Below are 1,137 nucleotides of genomic sequence, written 5' to 3'. Positions count from 1 at the left end.
GCGCCGGCGGCGAGCAGGAAGCGGACCACTCCGTCCTCGTCGGCGCCGGGGACGAAGTTGATGTAGTAGTGCAGGACGGCGGGGATGATGCCGGCCGCTCCGTTGGTGGGCGCGGTCACGACGCGTCCGCCTGCCGCGTTCTCCTCGTTGACGGCCATCGCGTAGAGCGTGATCCACTCCATCGCGTGCGCCAACGGATCGCCCTCGGCCCGCAGTTGACGCGCCGAGACGGCCGCGCGCCGCCGCACCCGCAGCCCGCCGGGCAGGATGCCCTCCCGCGCCATGCCCCGCGAGACACAGGCGCGCATCACCCGCCAGATCTCCAGGAGTCCGGCACGGACCTCGTCCTCGGTGCGCCAGGAGAGTTCGTTCTCCAGCATCAGCGAGGAGATCGACAGTCCGGTGTCCTTCGCCAGCCGCAACAGCTCGTCGCCGGTGCGGAAGGGGTACTTGAGGACCGTGTCGTCGAGCTTGATCCGGTCCGCGCCGACCGCGTCCTCGTCGACGACGAAGCCGCCGCCCACCGAGTAGTAGGTCTTCGCCAGGAGTTCGGTGCCGGACGCGTCAAACGCCCAGACCGTCATGCCGTTGGCGTGGTAGGGCAGTGCCTTACGGCGGTGCAGCACCAGATCGTCGTCGAAGGAGAACGGGATCTCGCGCTCCCCGAGCAGCTTCAGGGACCCGGACTCCCGGATCGCCGCGACCCGTTCGTCCGCCGTCTCCACGTCGACCGTACGAGGGGACGCGCCCTCAAGGCCGAGCAGGACGGCCTTCGGGGTGCCGTGGCCGTGCCCGGTCGCGCCCAGGGAGCCGTAGAGCTCACAGCGGACCGAGGCCACCGACGGCAGCAGCCCCTCGTGGCGCAGCCGGCGGGCGAACATACGGGCCGCACGCATCGGGCCGACCGTGTGGGAGCTCGACGGGCCGATGCCGATCGAGAACAGATCGAAGACCGAGATGGCCACGGGAACTCCTCCAAAAAGGGTGGGGGCACACGTCGTCGGGTGCCCCCACCGGGAACTACTTGTTCAGACCGGGGTACAGCGGGTGCTTGTCGGCCAGGACCTTGACCCGGGCCTTCAGGCTCTCCACGTCGTACGACGGCTTGAGCGCCGAGGCGATCACGTCGGCGACCTC

1 protein-coding gene is annotated in these 1,137 nt (G+C 69.8%); it reads right to left on the bottom strand.

Annotated elements, in window-relative coordinates; genetic code table 11:
• Window positions 1-965, bottom strand: a 965-nt coding sequence (locus tag ABZ896_RS52780) for an L-serine ammonia-lyase (RefSeq protein ID WP_360946695.1), incomplete at its 3' end; no start/stop codon positions are given.
• Window positions 966-1,137: the final 172 nt, after the last annotated feature.

The sequence above is a fragment of the Streptomyces sp. NPDC047072 genome (genome assembly GCF_040643855.1).
In the GTDB taxonomy this organism is placed as follows: Bacteria; Actinomycetota; Actinomycetes; order Streptomycetales; family Streptomycetaceae; genus Streptomyces.
This window is presented reverse-complemented; position numbering and strand designations above follow the sequence as displayed.